The 21,249-nt window shown below is 73.5% G+C and carries 17 protein-coding genes; 8 read left to right on the top strand and 9 right to left on the bottom strand.

The window, feature by feature from the left end:
* Window position 1 precedes the first annotated feature (1 nt).
* Window positions 2-589, top strand: coding sequence for a hypothetical protein (locus B5M43_RS08630; RefSeq protein WP_134745862.1), 588 nt, complete (start codon window positions 2-4; stop codon window positions 587-589).
* Here the strand turns inward: B5M43_RS08630 and B5M43_RS08625 are convergent.
* The 6 genes from B5M43_RS08625 to B5M43_RS08600 form a co-directional block, all read right to left on the bottom strand.
* Window positions 546-1,907, bottom strand: coding sequence for a M1 family metallopeptidase (locus tag B5M43_RS08625; RefSeq protein ID WP_134745861.1), 1,362 nt, complete (start codon window positions 1,905-1,907; stop codon window positions 546-548). The two genes, B5M43_RS08630 and B5M43_RS08625, sit on opposite strands and share 44 nt — an antisense overlap.
* Window positions 1,904-5,881 (bottom strand): Pls/PosA family non-ribosomal peptide synthetase, encoded by a 3,978-nt coding sequence (locus B5M43_RS08620; protein WP_134745860.1) that lies wholly within the window; start codon window positions 5,879-5,881, stop codon window positions 1,904-1,906. Before B5M43_RS08620 ends, B5M43_RS08625 begins: the two co-directional genes overlap by 4 nt.
* A 7-nt stretch (window positions 5,882-5,888) precedes the next feature.
* Window positions 5,889-6,587, bottom strand: coding sequence for a hypothetical protein (locus B5M43_RS08615; RefSeq protein ID WP_134745859.1), 699 nt, complete (start codon window positions 6,585-6,587; stop codon window positions 5,889-5,891).
* A 119-nt stretch (window positions 6,588-6,706) separates the two neighbouring features.
* Window positions 6,707-7,204: an HNH endonuclease gene (locus B5M43_RS08610; RefSeq protein WP_134745858.1), complete on the bottom strand. Its 498-nt coding sequence runs from the start codon at window positions 7,202-7,204 to the stop codon at window positions 6,707-6,709.
* Between the two features lie 358 nt (window positions 7,205-7,562).
* Window positions 7,563-8,366 carry a M23 family metallopeptidase gene (locus tag B5M43_RS15130; protein ID WP_308068193.1) on the bottom strand — a complete coding sequence of 268 codons (804 nt, stop codon included), beginning with the start codon at window positions 8,364-8,366 and terminating at the stop codon, window positions 7,563-7,565.
* A 338-nt stretch (window positions 8,367-8,704) separates the two neighbouring features.
* Complete coding sequence (locus B5M43_RS08600) at window positions 8,705-9,412, bottom strand: metal-dependent transcriptional regulator (protein WP_055989002.1); 708 nt, start codon at window positions 9,410-9,412, stop codon at window positions 8,705-8,707.
* 99 nt (window positions 9,413-9,511) lie between these two features.
* On the opposite strand from B5M43_RS08600, the gene serC reads away from it, so the two are divergent.
* Window positions 9,512-10,627: a phosphoserine transaminase gene (gene serC, locus B5M43_RS08595; RefSeq protein ID WP_134745857.1), complete on the top strand. Its 1,116-nt coding sequence runs from the start codon at window positions 9,512-9,514 to the stop codon at window positions 10,625-10,627.
* Window positions 10,628-10,639: 12 nt separating this feature from the next.
* On the opposite strand, the gene B5M43_RS08590 is transcribed toward serC, so the two are convergent.
* The 3 genes from B5M43_RS08590 to B5M43_RS08580 all read right to left on the bottom strand — a co-directional run bounded on the left by B5M43_RS08590 (window position 10,640) and on the right by B5M43_RS08580 (window position 13,220).
* A complete protein-coding gene (locus B5M43_RS08590) occupies window positions 10,640-11,950 on the bottom strand; it encodes an HNH endonuclease signature motif containing protein (RefSeq protein ID WP_134745856.1) in 1,311 nt (436 codons plus the stop codon).
* Between the two features lie 189 nt (window positions 11,951-12,139).
* Window positions 12,140-12,847: a DUF3027 domain-containing protein gene (locus B5M43_RS08585; protein ID WP_134745855.1), complete on the bottom strand. Its 708-nt coding sequence runs from the start codon at window positions 12,845-12,847 to the stop codon at window positions 12,140-12,142.
* Window positions 12,840-13,220, bottom strand: coding sequence for a cold-shock protein (locus tag B5M43_RS08580; protein ID WP_055988995.1), 381 nt, complete (start codon window positions 13,218-13,220; stop codon window positions 12,840-12,842). The genes B5M43_RS08585 and B5M43_RS08580 overlap by 8 nt, the downstream gene beginning before the upstream one ends.
* Window positions 13,221-13,318: 98 nt before the next feature.
* On the opposite strand from B5M43_RS08580, the gene B5M43_RS08575 reads away from it, so the two are divergent.
* The 6 genes from B5M43_RS08575 to B5M43_RS08550 all read left to right on the top strand — a co-directional run bounded on the left by B5M43_RS08575 (window position 13,319) and on the right by B5M43_RS08550 (window position 21,177).
* A complete protein-coding gene (locus tag B5M43_RS08575) occupies window positions 13,319-13,591 on the top strand; it encodes a multidrug ABC transporter ATPase (protein ID WP_134745854.1) in 273 nt (90 codons plus the stop codon).
* A 29-nt stretch (window positions 13,592-13,620) separates the two neighbouring features.
* Window positions 13,621-15,315: a helicase-associated domain-containing protein gene (locus B5M43_RS08570; RefSeq protein WP_134745853.1), complete on the top strand. Its 1,695-nt coding sequence runs from the start codon at window positions 13,621-13,623 to the stop codon at window positions 15,313-15,315.
* 40 nt (window positions 15,316-15,355) lie between these two features.
* A complete protein-coding gene (locus B5M43_RS08565) occupies window positions 15,356-16,999 on the top strand; it encodes a DNA repair helicase XPB (protein WP_134745852.1) in 1,644 nt (547 codons plus the stop codon).
* Window positions 17,000-17,044: 45 nt separating this feature from the next.
* The gene (locus B5M43_RS08560; RefSeq protein ID WP_134745851.1) at window positions 17,045-18,493 is read left to right on the top strand and encodes a L,D-transpeptidase; all 1,449 of its coding nucleotides are present in this window, start codon (window positions 17,045-17,047) and stop codon (window positions 18,491-18,493) included.
* 136 nt (window positions 18,494-18,629) lie between these two features.
* Window positions 18,630-19,325 carry a response regulator transcription factor gene (locus tag B5M43_RS08555; RefSeq protein WP_055988984.1) on the top strand — a complete coding sequence of 232 codons (696 nt, stop codon included), beginning with the start codon at window positions 18,630-18,632 and terminating at the stop codon, window positions 19,323-19,325.
* A 157-nt stretch (window positions 19,326-19,482) separates the two neighbouring features.
* Window positions 19,483-21,177 (top strand): cell wall metabolism sensor histidine kinase WalK, encoded by a 1,695-nt coding sequence (locus tag B5M43_RS08550; protein ID WP_134745871.1) that lies wholly within the window; start codon window positions 19,483-19,485, stop codon window positions 21,175-21,177.
* Window positions 21,178-21,249: the final 72 nt, after the last annotated feature.

The raw sequence follows: 21,249 nt of genomic DNA, 5'->3' as shown, positions 1-21,249 counted from the left end.
CATGTCCGACATCCGGCAGCTCGGGCCCGTGCTGATCGCCTGGGACGACGTCGGCGAGACGGAGACCCGCTCCCGCGCCGGCGACCGGCTGCTCGCGGATCTGATCCGCCGGGTCGCCCCCGGGGCGGACGAGCGCGTCGCGCGGCGCTGCGCGCGCTGCGGCGGGCACGACCACGGCGCGCCGCGGGCCCTCGCCGCCCCCGTGGCTGTCGCCCTTGCATACGCGGGCGCGACGATCGTGGCCGCCGCCGCGCACGCGCGGGATGCGGCCTCGCTGGGCGTGGACGTCGAGCGAGGCGCCGCCGGCTCCGTGCTCGACGACCTCGCTCCCCTGTTCGCCCCGCTGCCGCCCCCGGACCTGCGCGGCTGGACCCGGATCGAGGCCGTGCTCAAGACTGACGGACGCGGGCTGCGGGTCCCTCCGGGCGAACTGGCGGTCTCGAGCGTCGCGGTAGACCGTCTGCCCGGATCGGCGCTCGCGCGCGTCCCGGGGCGCCCGGACGCGATCGAGGTCGCGGACGGGCCCGCGCCGGAGGGGTGCGTCGTCAGCGTGGCGCTGGCGCTCCCCCGGCGGGGAGCGACGGGCTGATCGGCGCGGGCGTCGCGTGCGAGCCGCCCTTGGGCAGCCGCGGCAGCTCCTCGTCGTCCAGCCAGGCCCGGAGCATCTCCACGACCGCGGGGCCGGCCGTCTCCTCGCACAGGCGCAGGAAGTCGGCGGTCTTGGCGGTGCCGTCCCGGTGTGCGGCCGTCCACGCGCGCAGGATGCCGAAGAACGCGTCGTCGCCGAGCGTGAGCCGCAGCGCGTGCAGCGTCAGCGCCCCGCGCTTGTACACGCGGTCGTCGAACATCCGGTCCGCGCCGGGGTCCGACAGCACCAGGTCCTGCGGCTCGTGCGCGAGCTGCGCGTGGTGGGCCAGGGCGAGGCCGTGCGCATCCGGACCGCCGGACCGCTCCGACCAGATCCACTCCGCGTAGCAGGCGAAGCCCTCGTTGAGCCAGATGTCGCGCCAGCGGTGCACTCCCACGCTGTTGCCGAACCACTGGTGCGCGAGCTCGTGGGCGATCAGCCGCTCGAGCCCGCCCCGGCCGTCGATGTGGTTCGCTCCGAACACGGCCATGCCCTGCGCCTCGAGGGGGATCTCGAGATCGTCCTCGGTGACCACGACCGTGTAGCCGGGCAGCGGGTACGGGCCGAACGCGTCCTCGAACGCGGCCATCATGCGCGGCAGGTCCGCGAAGTCGGCGTCCACGCGGGCCTCGATCGCGCGCGGATACAGGATCGCGCCCCGCACCGCCCCGAGCGCGACGTCGCGGCGCGCGTACCGGCCGATGTGCAGCGCCACCAGGTAGGTCGGGGTCGGCACGGCGAGCTCGAAGCGCCAGGTGCGGCGGCCGCGCCGCGTCTCGGGCGTCGTCGGCTCGCCCGCGACGACCGTGTACTCCGGGTCGGTCGTGATCTCGATCCGGTACGTGGCCTTGTCGCGCGGCAGGTCGTTGCACGGGAACCAGGTCGGGGCGCCGGTCGGCTGCGAGGCGACGAGCACGCCGTCGGCCAGCTCCTCCCACCCGAGCGCGCCCCAGCGGGTCGAGCGCGGGCGCGGCGAGCCGGCGTACGAGATCGCGATCGTGAACGTCTCGCCCGCCTCCAGCGCCCGGGCGAAGCTCACCTTCAGCCGCCCGTCGGACTGGCGGTGCGTGACGTCCATCCCCCGCGTGGCCTTCACGCGCGACGCGCGCAGCCCGATCAGGTCGAGCGAGATCGACCGGGCGCGGTCGCGCACACGGCCGCTGAGCGTGGCCGTGCCGGACAGCCGGTTGGCGCCCACGCGGTAGTCGAGCACGAGGTCGTAGTGGTCGATGCGGACGTTCGGGTCGCCGCTGCGCGGCGTGTAGGCGTCGGGCTTCACGGCGTCGCCCCGGAGGGTCGCTCCACCGCCTGGCACGCGCGCACCTTGACCGCGCGCCACGGGCCGATCGGGTTGCCGCTCCAGCGGCTGCCGGCCGGCACGGACTCGCCGCGCATCACGAGCGACGCGGGGCCGACGGTCGCGGCCGCGACGATCGTCGCGGCGGGCAGGATCACGCTGTGCGGCCCCAGCGTGGCGCCGGGCTCCAGCGTGACCGTGTCGATGCTCATCACCCGATCATGGAACAGATGCGTCTGCACGACGCACCCGCGGTTCACCGTGGCGCCGTCGCCGAGTGAGACGAGGTCGGGCTCCGGCAGCCAGTAGCTGTCGGTCCACACGCCGCGTCCGATCCGCGCGCCGAGCGAGCGGAGCCAGACCGCGAGCGCCGGCGTGCCCGCCGCCGCGTTCGCGAACCACGGCGCCGCGAGCATCTCGGTGAACGTGTCGGCGACCTCGGTCCGCCACACGAAGCTCGACCACAGCGGATGCTCGCCCGCCCGGATGGCGCCCACGAACGTCCACTTCGCGATCGTCGTGACGGCCGCGGCGAGCGCGCCCGCCGCCAGCAGGACGACGCCGGACAGGAGGAACGCGCCGAGCACTCCCACGACGGAGATGAGCCAGGCCAGGGTCAGCATGACCGCGACGCCGAGCGCGCACGTGACGACCACGGGCACGAAGCGGCACAGCTCCCACAGGGCGCGCGCCACCCGCAGCGAGGTGCGCGGGCGGTAGGTGCGCTCGAGGTCGGCCTCGTTCACGACCCGGCGCAGGCGCACAGCGGGCGATCCGAGCCACGACGAGCCCGCCTTCGCCTTCTCGGGCGCGACCGAGAGCACGGCCACCAGGGCGTCCTTGGGCACGCGGTGCCCCGCGCCCGCCAGGCCCGAGTTCCCGAGGAACGCGCGCTTTCCGATCCGCGCGGCCGCGAGGCGCATCCAGCCGCCCCGCAGCTCGTACGTCGCGACCATGGTGTCGTCGGCGAGGAACGCTCCGTCGTCGATCGTCGTCATCGACGGGATGAGCAGGACCGTGGAGGCCTCCACCTCGCGCCCCACGCGGGCGCCGAGCAGCCGCAGCCACACGGGCGTGAACAGGCTGGAGTAGATCGGGAACAGGAGCGTGCGGGCCGAGTCGAGAAGGCGCTCGACCGTCCACGCCTGCCACGCGACCCGGCTGCGGACCGGGTGCACGCCCTCGGTCAGGCCGATCGACAGGAGCCGCACGAGCGCGAGCACCCCGCCCGCGAAGGCGACCCCCGCCGCGAGCACCGCCGGCACGAGCCACAGCAGGATGCCCGGGATGGCATCGGCGAGCGACGGGGCGCCGCGGAATCCGGCCGAGAGCACGAGACCGCCGACGGCGAACGCCGCGAACGGCAGGAGCCCCAGCACGAGCGACGACGCCGCGTACGCCCACAGCCAGCGGCGCGGCGCCGCGGGCCGGCTCGCGGCGAACGGCTCGGAGACGCCGCCCACCCGGACCGCGGGCGAGCCCGCCCAGCGCTGTCCCGCCCTGACGCGCCCGAACACCGCAGAGCCGGGGGCCACCTCGGCGCCGCGGCCGATCCGCGCGCCCGGCGCGAGCGTGCTGCGCGATCCGATCGTGGCGCCGGCCCCGATCCGCACCCCGCCGATGCGCACGGTGTCGCCGTCGATCCAGTACCCGCTGAGGTCGACCTCCGGCTCGATCGCCGCCCCCGCGCCGACCTGAAGCATGCCCGTGACGGGCGGCAGCGTGTGCATGTCCACGCCCTCGCCGATGCGGGCGCCGAGCGCGCGGGCGTAGTAGGTCACCCACGGGGCGCCCGCGAGGCCGACGGGGTCGATCTGGTGCGCGATCTGCTCGGCCAGCCAGAGGCGCAGGTGCACGCCGCCGCCGCGCGGGTAGTCGCCGGGCCGGACGCCCCCGAGCAGCAGGCGGGCGGCCGCCGCCGCGATCGCCATCCGCCCGAACGGCGTCGCGAACACGAGGATGCCCAGCAGGATCGCCCACCACGGCGCGTCCGGGAGCACCTCGAACCCCGGCAGCAGCTGCAGGATCCAGCTCGCCGCGAGCAGCCACACGATCCACCGCGCGCCGCTCAGGGCGAGCAGCGGCGCGCCCAGGAGGGTCTGCACCAACTGCATGCGCCGCGGGGTCGGGTGTGCGATGCGCGCGACGTCGTGCGGCTCGTCCGTCGACTCGGCCTCGACCGCGGCGGCCATCTGCCCCAGTCGCGGCAGATCGTAGACGTCGGCCATCGTGAACTCGGGCGCGCGCGCCCGGATGCGCGAGACGAGCTGCGCGGCCGCGAGCGACCCGCCTCCGAGCTGGAAGAAGTCGGCGGACTCGTCGGCGGGCCGGATCCCGAGCACGCCGAGCCACTGCTCCGCGAGCCACGCCGCCGTGCCCGAGAGGCTCGAGTCGGACGAATCGCCGACCTCGAGCGGCCAGGGCAGGGCGGCCTTGTCGACCTTCCCGGACGTGCGCACCGGCAGCTCGTCCATCACGGCCAGGACCGGGATGAGCGGCGCCGGCAGCGTCTCGGCGAGCTCCGCGCGCGCGATCTGCCGGTCGAACCCGTCCACCGGGACGACGTAGCCGACCAGCAGCGGTACGCCGCCCTCCGTGCGCTGCACGACCACGGTGGCCGCCGACACCGCCGTGAGGGCCTGCAGCGCGGACTCCACCTCGCCGAGCTCGATCCGGCGCCCGCCGATCTTCACCTGGTCGTCGGCCCGCCCCTGGAACACCAGGCCGGCGGCGTCCGCGCGGACGAGGTCGCCCGAACGATACGCGCGCTCCCACCCCAGGGCGGGCATCGGGGCGTACTTCTCGGCGTCCTTCGCCGGATCCAGATAGCGCGCCAGGCCCACGCCGCCGATGATGAGCTCGCCGACCTCGCCCTCCGCGACCGGGCTGCCCTCGGCGTCCACCACCGCGAGCGCCCAGCCGTCGAGCGGCAGGCCGATGCGCACCGGCTCCCCCACCGCGAGCGCGTCCGCATCCATCAGGGCCGCGCAGGCCACGACCGTGGCCTCCGTGGGACCGTACGTGTTCCAGACCTCGCGCTCGTCGCTCGCGAGGCGCGCCGCCAGCTCGGGCGGCAGCGCCTCGCCGCCGAAGATCAGCAGCCGCAGGTTCTCGATCGCGTCCTGAGGCCACAGCGCGGCGAGGGTCGGGACCGTCGAGACCACCGTGATCCCGTGCCCGACCAGCCAGGGCCCGAGGTCCTCCCCGGAGCGGACCAGCGCGCGCGGGGCCGGCACGAGGCAGGCTCCGTGGCGCCAGGCGAGCCACATCTCCTCGCACGACGCGTCGAACGCCACGGACAGGCCCGCGAGCACGCGGTCACCCGGTCCGAGCGGGGCGCTCTGCAGGAACAGGCGGGCCTCGGCGTCGACGAACGCCGCGGCGGACCGGTGCGAGACCGCGACGCCCTTCGGCACGCCCGTCGATCCCGACGTGAAGATGATCCAGGCGTCGTCCTCGGTCGTGGGCGGCGCGACCACCGCGGTGGCGTGGGTGGCCGGATGCGGGTCCTCGCCCGCGAACAGCGCGCCGGCTCCGGCGGCCGCATCCGCCGCGGCGTCGGCGGCCCGATACTCTCCGCCCGGCCCGACCACGCCGCGCACGGCGGCCTCGCCGAACACCAGATCCGCCCGCTCCTGCGGGTCGTCGGCGTCGACGGGCACGTAGGCGGCGCCCGCCGCCATGACGCCGAGGATCGCGATGTACAGCTCGCGGTCGCCCGACGGCATCCGCACGCCGACGCGGTCGCCGCGCCGCACGCCCTGCTCGCGCAGGCGCGGCGCCGTGCGCCACACCAGGGCCAGCAGCTCGCGGTAGCTGAGCGCTCCTGCTTCGTCCTCGAGCGCCGAGGCCTCGGGATGGCGCTGCGCGGTCTCGCGCAGGATGTCGATGAGCGTCCGGGCAGGCGGCGTCGCGCCGCTCCGGTTCAGCGGACCGGTGGCCTCTGCGGTGAGCACGCGCGCGTCAGGAGAGCAGCTCGACGAGCTGCGCCTTCGTCAGGCGCGAGTACCCGGTGCGCTGCTCCGCGCGCGCCTTCGCGCGCAGCTCGGCGACCGTGAGCGACGAGAGGTCGGACGCGTCGAACGGCGCCACGGCCGCCTTCGGCGCCCGCCTCCGCGGCGCGGGCTCGTTCGCCACCGCCGGGGCGGGGGCGCCGATCGTGGCGAGGTCCTCGACGTCGGCCGGCGGCGCCTCCTCCACCGGCGCCTCGGGCACCTCGGGGGCCGCGGTGGCCTCGGCGGCCTCGGCGGCCTCGGCGGCCGCGGCCGACGAGACCTCGACCGCGGGCGGCTCCTCATGCACCGGTCGCGCCTCGCGCGCCTCCGCGCGCCTGCGGGCCTTCTCGACGAGCTTCGCCGCCGCCTTCTTCTCCGCAGCCTTCTCGGCGGCCCTGCGCGCGGCGAGCCTCGCCTCGACCTTGCCGGTCGCCTTCACGAGCGCGGCCAGGGCGGCCGTCGCCGCCTTCTCGACCTTGCGCGGCTTGCGCGCGAGCTTCTTCTTCGAGACGTCGGCCGCGGCGGCGGCCTCCTCGGCGAGCGAGCGCAGCTTGTTCGCGTCCTTCCTCGGCAGCGTCCTGCTGAGCTTCTTCGCGCCCTTCGCGGCGTCGGCGGCGGCCGCGACCGCCGACTCCGCCGCCTTCTCGGTCTTGGTCTTCTTCGCCACGATCGGCCCCTCCCTCTCAGGTCCCGAGGATCGCGCGCCGTGCGCGGCCGCAGAGTCTACCGGCCACCGGGAAACGACAGGAGAACGGCCGCGTCATCAGGCGGCTCGATCCCGAGATCTCAGGCCGCGAGGGCGAGGTAGGGCTCCCAACGCGGGTCCGCGCGCTCGGCGCCGCGCACGCTCCACGCCGTGCCGTGCGGCGGCCTCGGCGTGATGCGCAGCTCCCACCCCATCTCCTGCGGCGTGCGATCGCTCTTGATGTTGTTGCAGCGCAGGCAGCAGGCCGCCAGGTTCTCCCATGAGTCGGCGCCGCCGCGCGAGCGGGGCAGGATGTGGTCGATGGTCGACGCCGGCTTCGCGCAGTACGCGCACCGGTACGCGTCGCGGCGCAGCACGCCCCGGCGCGTGACCGGGATGCGCCGCGAGACCGGCACCCGCACGTAGCGGGTGAGCACGATCACCGCGGGGCGGTCGTACGAGGCGCGGGTGCCCCAGACGGGCTCCTCCGGGTCGTGTTCGATGACGGTCGCCTTCTCGTTCATCACGAGCACCAGGGCCCGCTTGAACGACACCACGGCGAGGGGCTCGTAGCCCGCGTTCAGCACCAGCGTGCGCATCTGCATCCTCTCGATGGGTCCCGGACGGCTTCCGGGCTCTCGAACATCTGCCGCGTCGCGGGGCTCAGGGATGTGCAGAGACGAAAAAAGGCGCTGTCACGCAGACAGCGCCTTCTCCACCGCGGTGTGACCGCGGCCCGTGTGCACACGATGCCGAAGGACGTAACGCCCGAGCGCATCCATGGTGCGGATGCGAGGTATTCGCTCCATCGGCTTCTCCCTTCGTCCCTCTCGGCGACGGGATCAGGGTAGCCCACGCGGGTGAGCCGTGCGCCGAACGCACGGTGAATTCCTGCGTGTCGCGCAGACGACGAGAGCCCCGGCGGATGCCGGGGCTCTCGAGGACGCGGGGGTCCGGTCAGATGGGGAGGACGTTGACCGGGTCGACCAGGCCGCCGTTGATGCGCACCTCGATGTGGAGGTGGTTGGCGGTCGAGCGGCCGGTGGTGCCGACGTAGCCGATGATCTGGCCGGCCGAGACCGTCTGGCCGGGGCTCACGGCGATCGAGCTCATGTGGGCGTTGCGGACCTCCACGGACGAGCCGTTGACGTTTCCGACGAACGTGACCAGGTTGCCGTAGGCGCCCGAGTAGCCGGCCGTCACGACGCTGCCGGAGGCGACCGCGTAGATCGGGGTGCCGGCGGGGCTCACCATGTCGGTGCCCTGATGGGCGCCGCCCACCGAGCGGCTGATGTAGTACGAGCCGCCGGGCAGGGGCGAGCCGAAGCTGCCGTTGAAGACCGGGGCGGCCGCGCTGGCGACCGACGGGGCCGAGGCGACCGAGGCGCTCGAGGACTGGGCCTTCGCGGCGGCGGCAGCGGCGGCCTTGGCGGCCTCCGCCTGCTCCTTGGCCCGCTCGGCCGCGGCGCGCTCGGCCTCGGCCTTGGCGATCTCCTCGGGGGTCGTGGCGGCGTAGCTCGAGCCGGTCAGCTCGGGCGACTCGACCTCGGAGGCGACGACGAGCGACTGGGCCTCGCCGGCGGCGACGTCGTGGATGGTGACGGCCTCGGTGTCGGACTGGATCGCCGCGTAGGCCGGGAAGGCCACGCCGGCGATCAGGGCGCCGACCGCGGCGACGGTGCCGATGGCCTGCAGGGGACGGACGCGGGGCTTGCCGGCGCGACGCGCCTCACGCTCGGCGCGACGGATGGTCGATCGCACGGAGCGGGCGCTTGCGGGACGGGACGGGACGAGAGAGGTGGGGGCGTCGGAGTCGGCCACGGGCACGACGGCAGACGAACGGGTCTCGGACAAATCTGTTCCTCCATCACCTTGCGGTTCGGGTCCGCCGGCTCGTCAGCACTGGTTTGTCGGGGCACGCAGTGTGCGATCCGTGGAAACGACGAGCCGTTGAGGCGATTTCCCACGGAGCAACCCAAGGAGGGTGCCTTGGGTATCCCCCGACCATACGGGAAAGTAACGGAATTGTCACGCTCGGATCGGCATCCGACCCTGTGGATCCCCGGAGAGTGGGGCGAAGCGGCTTGGCGCCCCCGGAATCATGCGGAGACGCGGTCGTCCACGAGGAAGATGTGCGAGGCCACCTCGACCGGGAGCTCGAGGCCCTCCTCGCGGTCGCCCATGTGGACGAGCACGTAGCCCTCGCTGTACCGGTACTGGCCCTCGGCCCCGGGGACCACGCCGGCCTCGCGCAGCTGCTGCAGCAGGTCGGGATCGACCTGCGCCGGCTCCGCCAGGCGGCGCACCGTGCCGCGGATGGGGCCGCCCTCCGCGTCGAGGCGCTTGACGAGGCCGACCACGCCTTCCTCGAACGTGTGCGCGGCGGGGCCGCCGAGCTGATCCAGGCCGGGGATGGGGTTGCCGTACGGCGACTCCGTGGGGTGGCCGAGCAGCTCGACCAGGCGGCGCTCCACCTGCTCGCTCATGACGTGCTCCCAGCGGCAGGCCTCCTCGTGGACGTACGCCCAGTCCAGTCCGATCACGTCGGACAGCAGGCGCTCCGCGAGGCGGTGCTTGCGCATCACGTCCACGGCCTTCTGCCGCCCGGCGTCGGTCAGCTCGAGGCGGCGGTCCTCGCCCACGACGACCAGGCCGTCGCGCTCCATCCGGCCGACGGTCTGCGAGACCGTGGGGCCCGAGTGACCCAGTCGCTCCGAGATGCGCGCCCGCAGCGGCACGATGTTCTCCTCCTCGAGCTCGAGGATCGTGCGGAGATACATCTCGGTGGTGTCGATCAGGTCGGTCATGGGAGCCCCGTCAGCTGGCAGCGGTGTCGCGATACTCAGGCCATCCTAACCAGCCGTCACCTGGCACCGGCGGCCCGCGCGGAGCGATAAAGTCGGGCCATGACGCTCACGATCCCCGCCGACCTCCTTCCCGCCGACGGACGCTTCGGATGCGGCCCCTCGAAGGTGCGCCCCGAGCAGGTGCAGGCCCTCGCGGCGATCGGCTCGTCGCTGCTGGGGACGTCGCACCGGCAGGCGCCGGTCAAGAACCTCGTCGGGAGCGTCCGCGAGCGGCTCTCGACGCTGTTCCGCCTGCCGGAGGGCTACGAGATCGTGCTGGGCAACGGCGGCTCGACCGCGTTCTGGGACGCGGCCGCCTTCGGCCTGATCGAGCGCCGCAGCCAGAACCTCACGTTCGGCGAGTTCGGGTCCAAGTTCGCCAAGGCGGCCAAGGCCCCGTGGCTCGAGGCGCCCGATGTGCGCGAGGCCCCCGCCGGCTCGCGCGTCGCGGCCGAGGCCGTGGCCGACGTCGACGTCTACGCGTGGCCGCACAACGAGACCTCGACCGGCGTCGCCGCGCCGATCGCCCGCGTGCAGGGCGACGAGGGCGCGCTCACCGTGATCGACGCGACGAGCGCCGCCGGCGGCATCGACTTCGAAATGACCGAGACCGACGTCTACTACTTCGCGCCGCAGAAGAACCTCGGGTCGGACGGCGGCCTGTGGTTCGCCGCCATGTCGCCGGCGGCGATCGAGCGCATCGAGCGCATCGCGGCCTCGGACCGGTACATCCCCGAGTTCCTGAGCCTGTCGCAGGCCGTCGCGAACTCGCGCCTGCAGCAGACGCTCAACACCCCGGCCCTCGCGACGCTTCACCTGCTGGACAGCCAGCTCGGCTGGATCCTCGACAACGGCGGTCTCGAGTGGGCCGCGGCCCGCACCGCCGAGTCGTCGGGCGCGCTCTACGCGTGGGCCGAGGCGTCGGAGGTCGCGACGCCGTTCGTCGCGGACCCCGAGCACCGCTCCCCCGTGGTCGCCACCATCGACTTCGACGAGTCGATCGACGCCGCCGCGATCGCCAAGACGCTGCGCGCCAACGGCATCGTCGACACCGAGCCCTACCGCAAGCTCGGGCGCAACCAGCTGCGTGTGGCGACGTTCGTCTCGATCGACCCCGAGGACGTCCGTCAGCTCATCCGCAGCATCGACTTCGTCATCGAGAACACCGCCCGCTGACGCTCCGGCGTCCTAGAACGGCGGCGGGCCGGCGCCGAAGTCGGCGCGCGCGATCTCCGAGGACGCCTCGAACCGGACCACCGGTGTGGGTTTGTGTTTCAAGACCCGGCCGGTGGGGCTGATGACCTCGAGCACGCCGCCTGGCCCGTGACGGAATCTCCACGCGGAGTTGTGTTTCAACACGTGGTGGGCGCGGCACAGGTTGGCGAGGTTGCGGACGTCCGTCGGGCCACCGTGGGAGTACGGGATGGTGTGGTCGTCCTCGCAGCGGATCGCGGGTTGCCGGCAGCCGGGGAAGCGGCAGTGCTCGTCCCGTGCGATGAGGAACCGGCGCTGTGCCTTGGTCGGCGTGTAGGTGTCGACGGTCTTGAGACACCCGGTGTCCGGGTTCTGGAACAGGCGGATCCACGTCGCGGCCTCCCCGGCCAGGCGGCGGGCGGCTTCCGCGGGGATGGGTCCGTAGCCCGCGAGGAACGCCGACTCGTCACCGACGCCGGTGAGTGACCGCCACGGGACAGTGACCTGCACGGTGGCCTTGATCTTGGTCAGGGCATCCCCACCGTGCTGGTCGATCAGCTCCGCGGTGGGGAGGCCGGCGAGGGCGATCTCGGCGAACACGTCCGCCCGGATCTGATCCAACGTCCGGACGTCGCCCTCGGCCTTGGTGCGGTAGATCGTGCGCGCCATCTGAGTCGCCCGGTCGTGCATCGCGTACACCGTCCCCGCCGGGCCGATGAGCGTGAACGCCGCCATTCCATCCGGCATGGGAGCCACCGAGGTGCCGCGCTCGGCCATCGCCTCCTCGTGCCGCTCCTCCAACGGCAGCGGCTCGATGTCGTCCGCGAGCTTCCGCGCGACCGAGCCCAGCTGACCGGGGGTCGTCTTCACCGCGCGGGGCAGGATGATCCGCTCGAACTCCCCCCGGGCGTCGTCATCCTCCAGCCGTGACCCGGCGTCGACGATCGCGCGGACATGGCCCTCGCTGATCCGGCCCTCCTCGAACAGGGCGAACGTCGCCGGGAACCCGTCGACGAGGTCCACCGACCACTCCATCCGGGCCCGGATCGTGCGGTCCGAGATCCTGGCGGCCACTCCGAACTCGGCAGCCATCGATCGGACCGGGTGCTCGAACTCCGACCCGATGCCGGCACGGCGCATCTGCGCCTCGGCGATCGCACGGGCCTCGGCGAGCCGCTTGGCCTGGCGCGCCTGCGCCCTCGCGATCACCGCCTGGTCCTCCAAGAACCCCTCGACCAGCTCCGACGTGCGCGCAAGCTCACCCAGGGTGGGAGTCCACCCGGTCGAATGCGGCCGCGTCGTCATGCCCCGATTCTTCCAGGGGCCACCGACATTCCGACGCCCGGAAAGGGCCGATCAGGTATCTAAACCGAATCTGTGGACAAGTCGTCGCGGGTGCATCCTGTGGACGAGTGGCGCGCCTCCGCTCAACGACCGGAGGGCGGGCCGGCGCTGGCGCGCCTCCGCTCAACGACCGGAGGGCGGGCCGGAGGGTCACTCCTCCGAGTCGTCGTCCTCGTCGTCCTGCTCGTCGAAGTCCTCGTCGTCGTCCTCGTCCGACTCGTCCTCGTCGTCGTCCGGCGCTTCCTCGTCCGGGTCGAGCGTGTCGATGTCGACGCCGTCGACGTCGCCGGCGTGCAGGATCGGCGAGCCGTCCTCGTCGAGGTCCTCCTCGCCCTCGTCCTCGAAGTCGTCGCCGTCCTCGCCGTCCTCGCCCTCGGCGGCCGCCGCCGCCTCGGCCGCTGCGGCGGCCTGGGCGGCCTGGTACTCCTTGAGGCGCACGGCCCACGGCACCCACTCGGGGGCGAGCAGCGCGTCGTCGCCGGGCAGCAGCTCGGCCTCCAGCACGGTGGGCTCGGATCCCTCGACGACCGCGAGGGACACAGTCCAGAACCAGCCCGGATAGCCGAGCAGCGTGTTCTCGAATCGCAGGGAGACGACCCCGTCGCGCTCGACCGTGTGACCCGCGGGCGCGCCCACGGTCGACGGCGGCGTGATCTCGTGCAGGGCGGCCAGGGCAAGGTCGTGCGCCTCGAGCAGGCGACGGTCCGGCTCGGGCAGCTCCTCGGGCTCGGCCACGGGCTCCGCGTCCGCCACCTCGGCCTCGGCGACGGCCGACGCGGGCACCTCGAGCTCCGTCCCGGCCTCCACCGGCTCGGGCAGCTCGGCGCCCTCCGCGCCGTCCGCGGGGGCGTCAGACATCGAGCTCGTCCGCGACCTTGCGCAGCACGGCGGCGACCTTGCGGGCGTGACCGGACGACGGGTAGTGCCCGCGGCGGAGGTCCTCGCCCACGCCGTCGAGCAGCTTCACGAGGTCCTCGACGATGACCGCCATGTCGTCGGCCGGCTTGCGCTTGGCCTTCGCCAGGCTGGGCGGCGCCTCGAGCACGCGCACCGACAGCGCCTGCGGGCCCTTGCGGCCGTCGGCGATGCCGAACTCCAGGCGCGCACCCGGCTTCAGGGTCGTGCCGGCGGGCAGCGCGCTGGCGTGCAGGAACACGTCCTGGCCGTCCTCCGAGCTGATGAAGCCGAAGCCCTTCTCCTCGTCGTAGAACCTGACCTTGCCGGTGGGCATGACACAACCTCGATGCGCTGGGGAAAGACGAAACGCGAGACCGTCCGATCCCGCCCCTCCAGCCTATCGCGCCCGCGCGTGCGGCTAGTCTGAGGAGGATGAGCACGAACCGCCCCGACGATCTCCACGTGCGCCGTATCGACCGCGTCCTCGCGTTCATGGCGCTCGGCATCGCGGTGCTGTCGGTCCTGTGCTTCTTCGCGATCATGATCTCGACGGCCGCCGGGATGCAGCACGCGGACTACGCCACGGGGATCTGGCCGGTGGTCGCCGCCATCCCGCTGTTCGGACTGCCGATCGCGTTCGCCCTGATCCTCGTGCTCCTCATCATGAGCTTCGTGCGGAGGGGCAAGGCGAACGGTCGGGCCTGACCACCGCCTCCCCGTGACGTCTGAGCGCCGTGAACACCGCTGATTCCCGCGCCCTGGCCGAACGGCTGGCCGAGGCCTCCGACGAGGAGATCTCGGCGCTGCTCCGCCGGCGCCGGATCCCGGCCTCCGTCGGATGGCATGACTTCTTCGACGCCGCGGAGGCGCTGCTCGCCCCCGACGCCGTCGCCCGCGCCGTGTCGGCGCTGCCGCGCGACGTGCTCGCCGACCTCGCGGCCGGGGCGGGTCCCGAGCGCCTGGGCCTGACGGACGCGCAGGGCGCGCCGTACGCCGAGGTGCGCGCGGCGCTCGGCGACGTCGCTCCGACGCGCACGCCGGCCGGCGCGCCGGCCCCGGCGGACGAGCTCGCCACGGCGCATGCGGCGGAGCGCGCGTTCACCACGACCTCGGCGCTCGCCGACCTCGTGCTCCTCACCCTGCGCGCCCCGCTCTCCCGCGTCGGGACGGGGGCCGTCGGCGCCGCCGACCGCCGCCGGATGGCGCAGGACGAGATCGTGCGTGATCCGGATGACGCCGACGAGCTGGTCGCGCTCGGCGAGGCTGGCGGCCTGCTGTCGGTCGCGGACCGGCAGTGGCTCGTCAGCCCGGCGGGGGCCGCATGGGTGCGCGAGTCCACCGGCGAGCGCTGGAGCCGCCTGGTGACGTCGCTGCGCGACGCGCTCCCCGAGGGCGTCCGCACCGCAGAGGGCGGATGGATCGACCCCGCGCTGTGGGACGACGCCTACCCGCTCGACGAGTCGTGGCCGCCGCGCGCGGCGAGATGGCGCGGGCTGATGCGGCTCGCGGGCCTCGTGACCGAGGGGGCCCGGGCCCCGTGGGACGCCGAGCCGCCCTGGGCCGCGCCGCTGCGCGAGGGGCGCGCGCCGGACGTCGCCGCGCTCATCGAGCTGCTGCCGCACGAGGTGGACCAGGTGTTCCTGCAGAACGACCTCACCGCCATCTCGCCCGGCCCGCTGGCCCCCACGCTCGATGTGCGGCTCCAGGGCATCGCGGCGCGCGAGTCGCACGCGCAGGCCTCGACCTACCGCTTCACGGAGGCGACGATCGCGGGCGCGCTGTCGGCCGGCGAGACCGCCGAGGGCATCCTGGCGTTCCTGTCGCAGCTGTCGCTCACGGGCGTGCCGCAGCCACTCGAGTACCTCGTGCAGCGGACCGCCGAGCGCCACGGCCTCGTGCGCGTGACGCTGGATCCGTCGACGGACCAGACGATCGTGTCGAGCCGGGACCACGCGCTGCTCGAGACGATCGCGGTCGACCAGTCGCTGCGGGCGCTCGGGCTGGTCCAGGACGGCCGGATGCTCCGCACCCGCGCGGCCCGGGATGCCGTGTACTGGGCGCTCGCCGACGCCCGGTACCCCGTCGTCGCCCTCGACGAGCAGGGCGAGGCGCAGGCGCTCGACCGCCGCCGCGTCGCCCCGCGCGCGGCCGACGACGGCTCCGCGAAGCGGTACGCGGCGCTGATCGAGCGCCTGCGCGGAGCCCACGGCGCCGACGCCGATGCCGCGTGGCTCGAGCGCGAGCTCGAGACGGCCGTGCGCACGAAGGCCGTGCTCGAAGTCGACGTGGCCCTGCCCGACGGCTCGAGCCGCACGTTCACGCTCGAGGCGACCGGCCTCGGCGGCGGGCGCCTGCGCGGCCGCGACCGCGGCGCCGACGTGGAGCGCACGCTCCCGATCAAGAGCATCATCGCGGTCCGTCCCCGCTGACCGGGCCCCGCCATCCGGCACGCCGGTAGACTGGTCCGCTATGGCTGATGGCCCCCTGATCGTCCAGAGCGACCGCACCGTGCTGCTGGAGGTCGCGCATCCCGACGCGGAGACCGCGCGTCACGAGCTCGCGATCTTCGCCGAGCTCGAGCGCGCGCCCGAGCACATCCACACCTACCGGATCACCCGGCTGGGCCTGTGGAACGCGCGCGCCGCGGGCCACACCGCCGACGACATGCTGCAGACCCTCGACCGGTGGTCGCGGTTCCCGGTGCCGCCGTCGGTGTCGGTCGACATCCGCGAGACCGTCGAGCGGTACGGCCGCCTGTCGATCCGCCGGGGCGACGAGGGCGAGCTGCTGCTCACCTCCACGGACCGCGCCGTGCTCGCCGAGGTGTCGCGCAACAAGCGCATCCAGCCGCTGCTGATCGCGCAGCCGAGCCCCGAGACCTACGTGGTCGACGCCTGGGCACGGGGTCACATCAAGCAGGAGCTGCTGAAGATCGGCTGGCCCGCGGAGGATCTCGCCGGCTACACGCCGGGCACTCCGCACCCCATCGACCTGGACGAGGACGGCTGGGCGCTGCGGCCCTACCAGGCCGAGGCGGTCGAGAAGTTCAGCGAGGGCGGGTCGGGCGTCGTGGTGCTGCCGTGCGGCGCCGGCAAGACGCTGGTCGGCGCGGGCGCGATGGCCGCGACCCGCACGACCACGCTCATCCTCGTCACCAACACGGTTTCGGCGCGCCAGTGGCGCGACGAGCTGCTCAAGCGCACGTCGCTCACGCCCGAGGAGATCGGCGAGTACTCCGGCCAGACCAAGGAGATCAAGCCCGTCACGATCGCGACGTATCAGATCCTGACGGCGCGCCGGAGGGGCGAGTACCCGCACCTCGCGCTGCTCGACGCGCTGGACTGGGGCCTGATCGTGTACGACGAGGTGCACCTGCTGCCCGCGCCCGTGTTCAAGCTGACGGCCGACCTGCAGGCGCGCCGGCGTCTCGGCCTGACCGCGACGCTCGTGCGCGAGGACGGCCGCGAGGGCGACGTGTTCAGCCTGATCGGGCCCAAGCGCTTCGACGCCCCGTGGAAGGAGATCGAGGCCCAGGGCTTCATCTCCCCCGCCGCCTGCTACGAGGTGCGGGTCGACCTGCCGCCGGGCGAGCGCCTCGAGTACGCGGCGAGCGCCGACGAGGACCGCTACCGCCTCGCGGCCACGGCGCCGGCCAAGATCGACGTCGTCAAGAGCCTGATCGCCAAGCACCCCGACGAGCAGATCCTCGTGATCGGGCAGTACCTCGAGCAGCTGGACGAGCTGTCCGAGGCGCTCGACGCCCCGAAGATCACCGGCTCGACGCCGGTCGACGAGCGCGAGAAGCTGTTCCAGGCCTTCCGCGAGGGAACGATCAACCTGCTCGTGGTGTCGAAGGTCGCGAACTTCTCCGTCGACCTGCCGGAGGCCTCGGTCGCGATCCAGGTGTCGGGCTCGTTCGGCTCGCGCCAGGAGGAGGCCCAGCGCCTGGGCCGCCTGCTGCGGCCCAAGCAGTCGAACCACACGGCCAGCTTCTACACGCTGATCGCCCGTGACACCGTGGACCAGGACTTCGCGCAGAACCGTCAGCGGTTCCTCGCCGAGCAGGGCTACAGCTACACGATCCTGGATGCCGAGCGCCTCGAGGCCGCCTGACCGCATCCGCGTGAAGGGAACGGGCTCCACCGGGCAATACCTGGTGTGAGCACCGTCACCGAGCCGATCGTCCTCCCCGACGCCGCCGTCGAGCCCGCGCCGCCGTCGCGACCCCGCGCGCGCGGCGCCCGCGTCGCGCTGTGGCTCGGGCTCCCCCTGCTCCTGGCCGGCGCGGCGGCGGCCGTCGCCTCCACCCAGCTGATCGCGCCGGGCGTCACCGTGGCCGGCGCGGACATCGGCTGGATGACCGTCGACGCGGCCGCCGACGCCATCCGCGACCGCGTGTCGGGCGCCGAGGTGCACGTCGCGGGCGCTGCGCTGACCTCCGCGGGCCTGGGCGTCTCGGTCGACGCGGAGGCGCTCGCCGCGCGGGCGCTGGGGGCGCATCCCCTCTGGAACGTGACGGCGTGGGACCCCGGGCCGCTCCCGACGGGGCTCGCGCTCGACGCCGCCACGGCGGCCGCTACGCTGCGCCAGCACCTCCCCGACCTGTTCGCCGACCCGGTCGACGCCCGGGTGGTCTTCGACGAGGAGGCCGGGAGGTTCGCCGCGGATCCCGCCCGTCCCGGACGGGGCGTCGACCTGGCCGCGCTCGAGACCGACCTGCGCGACGCGCTGACCGCGGGCGGCGCCCTCGCCGCGGAGCCGCGGCCGACCGAGCAGGAGCCGGCCATCGAGACCGGCGCCGCCGAGGAGCTCGCGTCGCGGCTCAACGGACAGGCCGACGAGGCGGGCTTCCACCTGGACGGGGCCGGCTCGCTCCCGATCGGCCTGGCGACCGTCGCGTCGTGGATCGACATCGCCCCGGATCCGGCCGCGGGAGGATTCACGATCTGGGCCGACGTCCCGGCCATCGGCGAGGTCGTGGCGGGGCTGCCGCAGAAGCTGAACCGCGCGCCGGCGGACTCGCTCGTGGTGACGGACTCGGCCGGCCGGCACCTGCGCGCCATCCAGGCGGGACAGGACGGCTACGGCCTGGCCTCCACCGCGGGGCTCGCCGAGAAGGTCGCCGCCTCGGTGGAGAAGGGCGACCTGACCTTCGAGCTGCAGGGCCGGGCGATCCCGCACGGGGCGCAGACGCTGCTGCGCACCATCGAGGTGGACAAGAGCGGCGGGAGGACCCACCTCTACGAGAACGGCGCGCTCGTCGCGTCCTATCCCGTGGCGATCGGCACGGGCGGCGTGCGCGACGGCGTCCAGACCGAGACGCAGACGGGCCGCTTCACCGTGACGTCGCAGCTCGCGGGACAGCACATGGGCTCCTGCGACGCACGGGGGAACCACATCCCGGGCGGCCGGTTCGCCTACTGCCAGCCGAACGTGCCGTGGGTGTCGTACTTCAACGGCGACCAGGGCTTCCATGGCACGTACTGGCACGGCAACTTCGGCGCGGGCGCTCGGATGAGCCACGGCTGCGTCAACATGACCGTCGCGGCCGCCGAGCACGTGTACCGCTTCGCCCAGATCGGCACCGAGGTCTGGGTGCATGAGTGAGGCGGGGCGCCCCAGGGCCTCGCCGCTTGAAGTCGCCTCACCGAAGCGTGACCCCGGACAGCGGGCCGCTGTTCGCTTTCGGCCGATCCGGCGCGATATCCAGCCGGATCATGAGCAGCACCGACATAATGGGCGCATGACCGCACCGCGCATCCTGGTCGTCGACGACGAGCCCAACATCCGAGACCTGCTCTCGCAGAGCCTGCGGTTCGCGGGCTTCCAGGTGAAGACCGTCGCGAACGGCGCACAGACGATCTCGGCCGTCCTCGAGGAGGAGCCCGACCTGATCGTGCTCGACGTGATGCTGCCCGACATGAACGGGTTCAGCGTCACCAAGCGCCTGCGCGACGCGGGCTACACCGCCCCGATCCTGTTCCTCACCGCCAAGGACGAGACGGAGGACAAGATCAAGGGCCTCAACGTCGGCGGCGACGATTACGTCACCAAGCCGTTCAGCCTCGACGAGATCGTGGCGCGGATCCAGGCGATCCTGCGCCGCACGATGCAGAACGACGAGGAGGAGCAGGTCATCCGCGCCGGCGAGCTGACCATGGATCAGGACACGCACGACGTGTACGTCGGCGACACCGCGATCGACCTCAGCCCCACCGAGTTCAAGCTGCTGCGCTACCTGATGCTCAACCCGAACCGGGTGCTGTCGAAGGCGCAGATCCTCGACCACGTGTGGGAGTACGACTTCAACGGCGACGCGGGCATCGTCGAGTCCTACATCTCCTACCTGCGCCGCAAGATCGACCCGCACGCGTCGGAGTCGCTCATCCAGACCAAGCGCGGCTTCGGCTACATGCTGAAGGTCGACAAGGCGGGCTGATCCCCGCCCGCGCCGCCGCATCCCCGCGGCGGCGCCCCCGTTCGAAAGAGGCGACGCCCTGGCTGACAAGACCGATGCGCTGACGCGATGGTGGCGCCGCATCAGCCTGCGGGCCAAGGTCACGGGCGTCACGGTGACGGTGCTCGCGCTCGGCCTGATGGCGGCGGGCGTCGGCACCGTGCCCATCCTGCGCAACGCGATGCTGAGCAACGTCGACTCGTCGCTCACGCAGCTCGCGGCGGGCGCGGTCGGAGAGCAGCTGTTCAACATCTCGTCGAGCGGCGACGCCGGCCCGACGTTCACGGCCAAGGCGGGCGCGCCGCGCACCGAGTACTACGTCGCGATCTACGGCCCCGACGGCGACCTGATGGCCAGCGCGGGCGGGCAGGATCCGCGGCAGAGCCGCCCCGACTTCCCCGCCACGTTCGGCACGGACTACGCGTACTCGCACCAGGGCAGCATCATCCTGCTCGACAACACGACGGGCGAGGGCCCCGGCTACCACGCGGCGTTCGCGGTCGTGCAGTTCCCCGGCAGCAACAACATCTACACGCAGCTGGTCGCCCTGCCGCTCGACGAGGTCGAGAAGGTCGTCGGCACCTACTTCGGGATCTTCTTCCTGGTCGCGCTCGTCACGATCATCGGCGGGGCGCTGCTGACCCGCTGGGCCGTGACGCTCACGTTCCGCCGGTTCGGGCAGGTCGAGGCCACCGCGATGTCGATCGCGGCGGGCGACTTCAGCCAGCGCCTGACCGACATCGAGCCCAGCACCGAGATCGGCCGGCTCAAGGCCGCGATCAACACCATGCTGGACCGGATCGACGACGCGATCGCCGAGCGCGACGCGACCGTCCGGCAGATGCGACGCTTCGTGGGCGACGCGAGCCACGAGCTGCGCACGCCGCTGGTCAGCGTGCGCGGCTACGCCGAGCTGTACCGGATGGGCGCCATCCAGGGCGACGAGGACACGGCCCGCGCGATGGAGCGGATCGAGAAGGAGGCCATCCGGATGGGCGTCCTCGTCGAGGACCTCCTCGCCCTCGCGCGCCTGGACGAGAAGCGCGAGCTCGACATCCAGCCGCTCGACCTGCGCCCGCTGGCACGCGACGCCGCGCTCGACGTGCGCGCGGCCGAGCCGTCGCGCACGGTGACCGTGATCGACACCACGATCGAGGCGCTGACCGGCCCCATCACGATCTCGCGGCCGGACGAGGAGCTGCCGGCCGAGGCGGGCGGCGGCGCGGACGAGGCCCCGCGTCGCCGCGCGCGCCCGGTCGCCGCGAACGCCCTCACGGCCCTGCTGCGCCGGCGCCCGCGCGCCGCGGGCGAGCCGGCGGCCGACACCGGCGAGACCGAGACCGCCGTGCCGCGGCTCGACTTCTCGGTGCCGCAGGCCCTGCGGCCCGTGGCCGTTCCGCCGATCGTGCTCGGTGAGGAGCACCGCGTGCGCCAGGTGATCGCGAACCTGCTCGGCAACGCGCGCCGCTTCAGCCCGGAGGGCTCCCCGATCGAGATCGAGGTCGGGGTCGACGTGGGCGCGGGCATGGGCTGGATCGCCGTGGTCGACCACGGCGAGGGCGTTCCGGAGGCGATCCGCGAGCAGATCTTCGAGCGGTTCTGGCGGGCCGACACGTCGCGCGCGCGGGAGACCGGCGGCAGCGGCCTGGGCCTGGCCATCGTCGCCTCGATCGTCGAGGCGCTGCACGGCTCCGTCGAGGTGCGCGACACCCCGGGCGGCGGCGCGACGTTCCGCGTGGCCTTCCCGCTCGCGCCGCGCACCGACGAGGAGCTCGCGCTGGCCGCGACCCGGCCGATGCCGCGCATCCGCGGCGCCGAGACGCCCTCGGGCTGAGCGGCCGTTCGTCCCCAGCCTCGCCGACGCGGCGGGCTGTTCGAGGCCGCCGGGCACGGGCCGACGGGCCGC

It is taken from the genome of Microbacterium sp. MEC084 (genome assembly GCF_004514465.2).
Classification (GTDB): Bacteria; Actinomycetota; Actinomycetes; order Actinomycetales; family Microbacteriaceae; genus Microbacterium.
This window is presented reverse-complemented; position numbering and strand designations above follow the sequence as displayed.

Bases quoted from the DNA above. Each gene is read 5' to 3' on its own strand.
- serC (WP_134745857.1), top strand. From the start codon at position 9,512: ATGACGCTCACGATCCCCGCCGACCTCCTTCCCGCCGACGGACGCTTC.
- B5M43_RS08610 (WP_134745858.1), bottom strand. From the start codon at position 7,204: ATGCGCACGCTGGTGCTGAACGCGGGCTACGAGCCCCTCGCCGTGGTG.
- B5M43_RS08580 (WP_055988995.1), bottom strand. From the start codon at position 13,220: ATGCCCACCGGCAAGGTCAGGTTCTACGACGAGGAGAAGGGCTTCGGC.
- B5M43_RS08550 (WP_134745871.1), top strand. From the start codon at position 19,483: ATGGCGGCGGGCGTCGGCACCGTGCCCATCCTGCGCAACGCGATGCTG.
- B5M43_RS08585 (WP_134745855.1), bottom strand. From the start codon at position 12,847: ATGTCTGACGCCCCCGCGGACGGCGCGGAGGGCGCCGAGCTGCCCGAG.
- B5M43_RS08630 (WP_134745862.1), top strand. From the start codon at position 2: ATGTCCGACATCCGGCAGCTCGGGCCCGTGCTGATCGCCTGGGACGAC.
- B5M43_RS08565 (WP_134745852.1), top strand. From the start codon at position 15,356: ATGGCTGATGGCCCCCTGATCGTCCAGAGCGACCGCACCGTGCTGCTG.
- B5M43_RS08575 (WP_134745854.1), top strand. From the start codon at position 13,319: ATGAGCACGAACCGCCCCGACGATCTCCACGTGCGCCGTATCGACCGC.
- B5M43_RS08590 (WP_134745856.1), bottom strand. From the start codon at position 11,950: ATGACGACGCGGCCGCATTCGACCGGGTGGACTCCCACCCTGGGTGAG.
- B5M43_RS08600 (WP_055989002.1), bottom strand. From the start codon at position 9,412: ATGACCGACCTGATCGACACCACCGAGATGTATCTCCGCACGATCCTC.
- B5M43_RS08555 (WP_055988984.1), top strand. From the start codon at position 18,630: ATGACCGCACCGCGCATCCTGGTCGTCGACGACGAGCCCAACATCCGA.